Genomic DNA, 6,000 nt, shown 5'->3' with positions numbered 1-6,000 from the left:
TTCTATTGCCCGGCAGACCAGCGCGTTTACCTGGACATGTCGTTCTTCCGTGAAATGGAAACACGCTTTGCCGCTGCAGGTGACTTTGCCCAGGCCTACGTGATCGCCCACGAGATTGGCCACCACGTGCAGACCTTGCTGGGGGTATCGGCCAAGGTGGATGCCGCCCGTCGCAGCGGCCAGCGCATGGAAGGGGACAACGGCCTGCTGGTGCGCCAGGAGTTGCAGGCCGACTGCCTGGCCGGTGTGTGGGCCTACCAGGCGCAGAAGCGCCTGAACTGGCTCGAACCGGGTGATGTGGAGGAGGCCCTGAACGCGGCCAATGCCATTGGCGATGACCGGTTGCAGCAACAGGGCCAAGGCCGCGTGGTACCAGACTCGTTCACCCACGGCACGTCGGCGCAGCGGGTGCGCTGGTTCAAGGCCGGCTTCGCCCAGGGCGAAGTAGACAGCTGCGATACCTTCAGCGCCCGCAACCTTTGAGATTTCCGGGGCCGCCAAACGGCCCCTTTACCCCGCGCCTGTTACGGTTTTGCTGAAAAAGCGTTTCAGCTTCCCCTTCCGCTGCCGATACACCCAGCACGATTCAGCGGGCATCCAGAACAACAACGCCTTGCGAACGAAGATCAAGAGAGCGAAAAACAACTTCTGGAGTGCGTGCATGAACAGCTGGTTTGCCAACATCAGCGTCAACTTGAAACTTGGCCTGGGCTTCGGCCTGGTGCTTATCCTGACCGGCGTGCTGGCCCTGACTGGCTGGACCAGCCTGGGCAGCCTGATCGACCGCAGCAACTGGATGAGCGATATCAGCCAGCTGAACAAGGACCTGACCGACCTGCGCATCGCGCGGCTGCAATACATGATCGCCAACGGTGACGACGCAGCAGCGGCCAATACCCAGGCCAAGCTCGATACATTCAGCAAGCAGCAGGCCTACCTGGCGCACACCTTCAAGAGCCCTGAAAACGTGAAGTTGCTGGGCGAGCTGGGCGAAACCATCAGCGCCTACAAAGTCTCGCTGGCCAAGATGCGCCAGGGCTACGACGCCGGCCGCACTGCCCGCGCCGCCATGGACAACGCCTCCGCCCAGGCCGACAAGGCCATGGATGCATTGAGCCAGGCCGTGATGGCGCGCGCCGAGGGCGACAGCGTGCGCCTGGCCCAGCAGCAACTGATCAGCAAGACCCGCCAGCAGCTGTTGCAGGTGCGCATCGACGTGCGCGGCTACATTGCCGATAACACCGCACAGAACGAACAGGCTGCGCTGCGTCAGCTGGACGCTGCACTGGCCGAGGTGGACACCCTCAAGCGTGAATTGCCTGGCCAGGAGGCCACCTTGCAGCCGCTGGAGCGCGCCGTGTTGGCGTTCCGTGACGCTGCGCGCCAGTTCCGCGACGCCGTCGCCACCATCAACGTCGCCCGGGCAGAAATGACGGTAGAAGGTGCCGACATCGTCAAGACCAGCGATGCGCTGTACAAGATCCAGCTGGAGCGTCGCGACATCGAAAGCAGCCAGGCCCGCACCCTGCAGGCCGTGGCTACATTGCTGGCGCTGCTGGTCGGTGTGCTGGCGGCGGTGCTGATCACCCGCCAGATCACTCGCCCGTTGCAGGACACCCTGGTGGCCGTGGAGCGGATTGCCAGCGGCGACCTTACCGAGCAGCTGCGGGTTACTCGCCGGGATGAACTGGGCGTACTGCAGCAAGGCATCGCGCGCATGGGTACCACCCTGCGCGAGCTGATCGGCGGGATTCGTGATGGCGTCACGCAAATTGCCAGCGCGGCCGAAGAGCTGTCGGCAGTGACCGAGCAGACCAGCGCAGGGGCCAACAGCCAGAAGGTCGAGACCGACCAGGTGGCCACCGCCATGCACGAGATGGCTGCCACCGTTCAGGAAGTGGCGCGCAACGCCGAACAGGCATCGCATGCCGCCACGGGGGCCGATGGCGAAGCCCGTGCCGGTGACCGCGTGGTCGGTGAAGCGATTGGCCAGATCGAGCGCCTGGCCGATGACATGCACCGATCCACAGAGGCCATGAACCTGCTGCAGCAGGAAAGCCAGAAAATCGGCAGTGTCATGGACGTGATCAAGTCGGTTGCCGAACAGACCAACCTGCTGGCGCTGAACGCAGCCATCGAGGCGGCACGTGCCGGCGAGGCAGGCCGCGGTTTTGCCGTGGTCGCCGACGAGGTGCGCGGCCTGGCCCAGCGTACGCAGAAATCCACCGAAGAAATCGAAGAGCTCATCGCCAGCCTGCAGCACGGCACCCAGCAGGTGGCCAATGCCATGCAGGGCAGCCGCTCGCTGACCGACAGCAGCGTGGAACTGGCGCGCAAGGCAGGGTCGTCGCTTGAGAGCATCACCAGCACGGTGTCGAGCATTCAGTCGATGAACCAGCAGATTGCAGCGGCCGCAGAGCAGCAAAGTGCGGTGGCGGAAGAGATCAGCCGCAGCATCCTGAATGTGCGCGATGTGTCGGAGCAGACGGCGGCAGCCAGCGATGAGACGGCCGCGTCCAGCGTGGAGCTGGCGCGGCTCGGCGGGGAGTTGCAGATGTTGGTGAGCCGGTTCAGGGTGTGATCGGGCGTGGCGTGGGGTTACTTGACCAGTAAGCCCACGCCGCGGCCGCGGGGGTCGGAGGCGGTTTCAAGCGTGGCACCGTTTACCCGGATCGCCTGGATGTCGCCCATCTCCCAGCCTTGGTCCTCAAGCACGTACCCCATCTGCTTCAGGTCATCGGCCACCTGGCCGGTCAACGGGGCATAGCTGTCATAGTAGATCGTGTCCTTGGGCAGCAACTGGTGATGCACGCGCTGCGCGGCCACTGCCTTTTCCAGCGGCATGTTGTAGTCGTACAGGTTGTTCATCACCTGGAAGATCGAGGTAAAGATCCGCGAACCGCCCGGCGTGCCGATCACCAGCTCCACCTTCCCGTCGCGGGTCATCAGGCTGGGGCTCATCGACGACAGCATGCGCTTGCCGGGGGCAATGGCATTGGCATCGCCGCCTACCACGCCGAACGCGTTGGCCGCACCGGGCTTGGCGCTGAAGTCGTCCATTTCATCATTGAGCAGGAAGCCTGCACCTTTGACCACGACGCCACTGCCGTAGTCCAGGTTGAGGGTGTAGGTGTTGCTGACGGCGTTGCCCTGCTTGTCGACGATGGAAAAATGCGTGGTCTGGTGCGGCTCGAGGCCGGGCTTGACCTGCGCCGTATCAGAAATGGCCTTCGGGTTGACCTGGGCGGCGCGTTTGGCCAGGTAGGCCTTGGCGACGAGCTTGTCCACAGGGACCTGAGTGAAGGCCGGGTCGCCCAGGTAATCGGCACGGTCGGCGAACACCCGCTTCTCGATTTCGGCCAGCAGGTGGATGTACTGCGCGGAGTTGTGCGCCACGCCTTTGAAATCGGCGGCACGGTCTTCCTTGATGCCCAACAGCTGCGCCAGGGCGACCCCGCCAGAGCTGGGCGGCGGCGCGGTATACACCACGTTGCCGCGCCAGCTCACGGCCATCGGTTCACGCCAGACAGCCTTGTAGTCCTGCAGGTCCTGCTTGGTGATGAGCCCTTTGTCGGCCTGCATCTGCGCCACCAGCAGGTCTGCGGTCTTGCCTTGGTAGAACTCGCTCACGCCCTTGTCGGCAATGCGTTCCAGGGTTTGTGCCATTTCGGGTTGCTTGAACAGCTCACCAACCTTCATGTTGCCGAAATAGTCGTTGAAGTTGGTGGCGGTCTTGAACATGCCTTGGGCATCGTTGCGATACTGATACTGTTTTTCCGCCACCTTGAAGCCATTTTTGGCATAGCCGATGGCAGGGGTCAGCAGCTCGCTCCAGGGCAATTTGCCGAACTTGTGGTGTGCCTCCCACAGGCCCATCACCGTCCCCGGCACACCTGCTGCGCGGGCGCCAACCAGGCTCAGGTTCTCGATGACTTCGCCCTTGTCATCCAGGTACATGTTGCGCGTGGCCGCCCGCGGGGCGACTTCACGGTAATCGAGGAAGTAGGGCTTGCCGTCGACGAACAGGGTCATGAAGCCACCCCCGCCGATGTTGCCGGCTTCCGGGTAGGTGACGGCCAGGGTAAAGGCGGTAGCCACCGCAGCATCCACCGCATTACCGCCTTTCTTCAGGATGTCGGCGGCCACCTTTGCACCGTACTCATCGGGAGCAGCGACGGCGCCGCCTTCCAACACAACGGCATGCACCGAAGAGCAGCTGAAAATCGCGGCGGCCAGGGCCAGGTACTGGAACGGGACAATACGCATGACACTTCCTTGGTGTTGGTTTTTGTCGAGTTGTCAGTAAGGCCGAAGGGCCGCCGGTGTGCAATCGGCACCTGGCAGTTTCGCCGTCGGCGGGCAGGCCATGTCGTGATCAGGCAACTGGGCTGGCGTACCTTTCCAGTTTGCGCTGGATGAAATCAAGGAAGCACTGGATGCGCAGGGCCAGCTGGGTATTGCGGTAATAGACGGCATGGATGGGCTGGCGATAGCCGTTGTTGGCATCTGCCAGCAATACCTGCAGGCGCCCGGCGCGGATGTCGTCGTGGGTCATGAAATGGGAGAGGCAGACGATGCCTTCCCCCGCCAAGGCCAGCTGGCGCAGGGTTTCGCCGCTGGAGGCCGTCAGCGCCGGGCGAATGCCCCACTGCTCCCCCTGGGCATGGCGCAGGGGCCAACGGTTGAGTGATTCGGGTTGGCTGAAGCCCAGCAGGCTGTGGCTGGGCAGGTCCTCGACCCGCAGCGGCACCCCCTCCCGGGCGAGGTAAGCAGGGCTGGCCAGCACCTGTACCGGGCTGCTGCCCAGGCTACGGGCATGCAGGCTGGAGTCGGCCAGCTCACCGATCCGTATCGCCACATCCGTGCTGTGCTCCAGCAGGTCGATGATCAGGTCGTCGGTGTTCAGCTCCAGCTCGATGCCAGGGTAGTGCTGACGAAACTCGCCAACCCACGGGACGATGGCATGCAGCATGAAAGGCGCCGCCGCATTGATGCGCAGGCGCCCGGTGGGCATCTGGCGGTTGATCGCCAGGCGTTCTTCCATGTCGTCCATTTGCTGCAGTATCTGCCGCGCCCGCTCTAGAAAGAAGCGCCCCTCTTCGGTGAGGTCCATCCGCCGTGTGGTTCGGTTCACCAGCGTGGTGCCCAACTTGGCCTCAAGGCGTGCCAGGGTGCGGCTGACCGCCGAGGGGGTCTGGCCGATCTGTTCGGCGGCGGCGGAAAGGGAGCCGCAGTCGATGACAGCGACGAACACCTGGAGCTCTTCGGATCGGGTTTTCACATTCAGGCCTGCGGCAGGTAGCTGCCGGGATTAGATCGCCTTGCCGAACACCTTGTCCAGATGCGCCAAGTAACCTGCCAGCGCAACCGGTACGTCCGGGCGCTTGATCACGTCCACCGCCAGGTAGGTGGGCAGGCCGGTCATGCCAAGAAACTGGTTGGCCTTGTGAAACGGGAAGTACACCCCATCGACACCCTTGCCTTCGAAGAAGTCGTCTGCGGCATCGAACGCCTGCTGAGGTGCGTTCCAGGTAAGCGACAGCATGTACTGCTTGCCTTGCAACAGGCCACCACTGCCATACGTGCGCGAGGTGTCCGAGCGGCTGCGGCCATCGTTGGCGTACAGGCTGCCATGGCCTTCCGTGAACACGTCGTCGATGTACTTTTTCACCGTCCAGGGCGCGCCCATCCACCAACCTGGCATCTGGTAGATGATGACATCGGCCCAGAGAAACTTCTCTACCTCGGCCGGTACGTCGTAACCGCCGTCGATGAAGGTCTGCTGCACCGCGAACCCGGCATGGTCCAGATGGGCCAGCGCTGCATCATGAAGAGTCTGGTTGAGCTGACCGTGAGAATGGGCGAACTGTTTGCCGCCGTTGAGCAAAAGGATGTGCTTCATGCTGGGCCTCTGATAGCCGGCGACCGGCTCAGTGAAAAGTTGAGGCCGCAGGTTATAGGCCGTGGGATGCAGCAAACAGCCTCGTTGCCGCACAATAC

General features: G+C 63.2%; 5 protein-coding genes. 2 read left to right on the top strand and 3 right to left on the bottom strand.

All coding sequences use genetic code 11. The features are described from left to right. Positions 1 to 483: neutral zinc metallopeptidase (locus APH25_RS19135; protein ID WP_177331206.1), on the top strand; the 483-nt coding region annotated here is incomplete at its 5' end. Positions 484 to 661: 178 nt separating this feature from the next. Then, the gene (locus APH25_RS19130; protein WP_060483024.1) at positions 662 to 2,581 is read left to right on the top strand and encodes a methyl-accepting chemotaxis protein; all 1,920 of its coding nucleotides are present in this window, start codon (positions 662 to 664) and stop codon (positions 2,579 to 2,581) included. Positions 2,582 to 2,598: 17 nt separating this feature from the next. On the opposite strand, the gene ggt is transcribed toward APH25_RS19130, so the two are convergent. From ggt to APH25_RS19115, 3 genes are all read right to left on the bottom strand, one after another. Continuing rightward, the gene (ggt, locus tag APH25_RS19125) at positions 2,599 to 4,266 is read right to left on the bottom strand and encodes a gamma-glutamyltransferase (protein ID WP_060483023.1); all 1,668 of its coding nucleotides are present in this window, start codon (positions 4,264 to 4,266) and stop codon (positions 2,599 to 2,601) included. 109 nt (positions 4,267 to 4,375) lie between these two features. Next, positions 4,376 to 5,281, bottom strand: a complete 906-nt coding sequence (locus APH25_RS19120; RefSeq protein ID WP_060483022.1) for a LysR family transcriptional regulator — start codon at positions 5,279 to 5,281, stop codon at positions 4,376 to 4,378. A gap of 30 nt (positions 5,282 to 5,311) precedes the next feature. Beyond that, the gene (locus APH25_RS19115; protein WP_060483021.1) at positions 5,312 to 5,902 is read right to left on the bottom strand and encodes an NAD(P)H-dependent oxidoreductase; all 591 of its coding nucleotides are present in this window, start codon (positions 5,900 to 5,902) and stop codon (positions 5,312 to 5,314) included. Between the last annotated feature and the right edge of the window lie 98 nt (positions 5,903 to 6,000).

Origin of the sequence: Pseudomonas sp. NBRC 111119 (genome assembly GCF_001320125.1) — a bacterium.
In the GTDB taxonomy this organism is placed as follows: Bacteria; Pseudomonadota; Gammaproteobacteria; order Pseudomonadales; family Pseudomonadaceae; genus Aquipseudomonas; species Aquipseudomonas parafulva.
The sequence above is the reverse complement of the archived record's forward strand: the minus strand, read 5'-3'. Positions and strand labels throughout refer to the sequence as shown.